Origin of the sequence: Candidatus Protofrankia californiensis (assembly GCF_900634765.1) — a bacterium.
In the GTDB taxonomy this organism is placed as follows: Bacteria; Actinomycetota; Actinomycetes; order Frankiales; family Frankiaceae; genus Protofrankia; species Protofrankia californiensis.
The window spans coordinates 2,789-4,393 of sequence record NZ_CAAAFT010000394.1 but is presented as its reverse complement, the minus strand read 5'-3'; the positions used below and the strand labels follow the sequence as shown (position 1 = coordinate 4,393).

Genomic DNA, 1,605 nt, shown 5'->3' with positions numbered 1-1,605 from the left:
ACCCCGAACACCCGGATTCCCAGCAGCAGCCGGCCCGGGGTCAGGCCGCGGGCGATGCCCGGCCCGACAATCGACAGCTGCAGCACATACCAGATGACAATGTGGTCCTTGACCGGTCCGTTCAGCACAGTCGCGTAGAGACCGACGACGACGATGGCGGCCAGCGTCACGTCGACGATCATTGCGGTGGTCCGCACTCCGATGCGGGCGGTGCGGACGGCGAGGAGCGCGCCGTCCGGTGGAGGGGTCCACGCTGCGGCGAGCGACCCGCCGACGATCGCCAGCAGCGAGCCGACCACCAGCCCACCGGCGGCGATCGGAAAGGCGATCAGGCCGCCGATGACCGACAGCAGGCCCAACGCCCCGGACGCGCCCGGGTACCAGACCATCAGCAGGCCGAACGCAGTGATCAGAAGGCCGAGGCCCAGGCCGTACACGGCGACGCCGGCCGAGAAAAAAGTGGGGCCGAAGGAGAAGCTGAAATAGCAGACGGCGGCCCCGCCGGTCATGGTCGGCACAGCCGCCCGCCACGGCGTTTTCGTTTCCGACAGCCAGTCGTCCGACAACGGCCGGGTGAACAGCACCGTGGGCTTTGCCCGCTCGCGGAGACGATGGAGCAGGCGGGGTAGATGGAGCGGGTGGAGTAATGCGGCGGCCATGTCTGTTGTCGGTCTTCCTGGTTGTGACCGGGTCGTCAGGCCCAGGTCCCCGGACCGTTTCGTCGTCATCATCGGACGAATTTTCGGTGATGACCACGAAGCTGAGGAGTGAAAGGGTGGGGGGTCACGCCGTCCCAATTACTCACTTGAAGCAGCGGAACGTCTGCGGGTCGTAGCCGCCACGCTCGACGGTGACGTGGAGGCTGCCCAGCGAGAGACCGGTTGAACGCAGGTTCGTCGCCTCGACACCGGCTCCGGTCAGAATGACCCGGCCGGCATCCAGCTTGATGGAGGAGAGCGGGTCGCCGCCCTTGGCATCGATGGCGACCGTGTGAAAATCGATCGATTCCACGCAGATCTGCGACGCGCCGAGCGTGAGGTCGATCACCTTTGTCCGTCCAGGAGCGTTGATCTGTAGTTTCCAGGTACCCAGCCCGCCGGGCAGGTCGAAGGTTTTCTCCAGGACCAGCCCGTCGATCAGCGCCTGCTTCATGTGGATCTCGCCCGCGGGCAGCTGGCCGCCGTTCGGGGCCGAATTCTGGTCGATGCTGGGCACGAGGGTGAAGTTGCCCGGCTGTTCAGGCTCGCCGGTGTCGATGGTGGCGCCGGCAACTCCGAAGGAGCCGACGTTGCCAAGTGCAAACGGGAAGGCCGTACCCCCTGACAGGACGACGACGAACATCGCCAGTAGCAGCGTGAAGGCCGCCCCTCCAACCGTCAGCAGCCGACTTCGGCTGATCACTGTGTACCTCCCTTGGAAGGGGGGCGTGCTCCCGTCGATGCCGGGCAACCGTCATGGCCGCCGTCCCCTCGACGCTCACCGGGTGAGAATTCCACCGCTCCCGCGCAAGTGTCAACGAACAGGACGATTCCGCTCTCCGGATCAGCTTCGGTAGGAAGCCCGAGTGTGAAGGAGGCCTGATTGCGCTGCCTTTGGCTCGGTCCG

Annotated in this window: 2 protein-coding genes; both read right to left on the bottom strand. The window is 66.0% G+C overall.

Going from position 1 to position 1,605, the window contains the following annotated elements:
- The coding region (locus tag DD1DGNOD_RS20230) for a DUF6114 domain-containing protein (RefSeq protein WP_206443329.1) at positions 1-659 on the bottom strand (659 nt) is incomplete at its 3' end.
- A 142-nt stretch (positions 660-801) separates the two neighbouring features.
- Positions 802-1,401, bottom strand: a complete 600-nt coding sequence (locus tag DD1DGNOD_RS20225; protein WP_206443328.1) for a hypothetical protein — start codon at positions 1,399-1,401, stop codon at positions 802-804.
- Positions 1,402-1,605: the final 204 nt, after the last annotated feature.